Below are 257 nucleotides of genomic sequence, written 5' to 3'. Positions count from 1 at the left end.
AATTAAGCGGCCTACGCGCCGGCGTCGGATATTCGGAAGTCGCAATGGACAGGATTCGCTTAGTAACGATCTCCGATGGTGAGTGGAGTCGAGCCGCCTCTATAATCGCCTGCGCAAATCCGTGCCACGTCGTGGCACCAGCGGCCGTCAGGTTGAACAAGCCGCTCTCGAATGCCGCTGAACGGCGCTCCCGCATCGCTTGGCTAACAATATGTGCCGTTGCATCCGCGATCATTCGCGCGGAAGTTGGAGCACCC

Annotated in this window: 1 protein-coding gene; it reads right to left on the bottom strand. The window is 59.1% G+C overall.

The features are described 5' to 3' along the window. Positions 1–257: sugar nucleotide-binding protein (locus SB771_RS35615; protein ID WP_410722120.1), on the bottom strand; the 257-nt coding region annotated here is incomplete at both ends.

Source organism: Burkholderia sp. SIMBA_051, assembly GCF_046534915.1.
Taxonomy (GTDB): Bacteria; Pseudomonadota; Gammaproteobacteria; order Burkholderiales; family Burkholderiaceae; genus Burkholderia; species Burkholderia ambifaria.
Note: the sequence above shows the minus strand (reverse complement) of the source record. Positions and strands in the feature narration are given on the sequence as shown.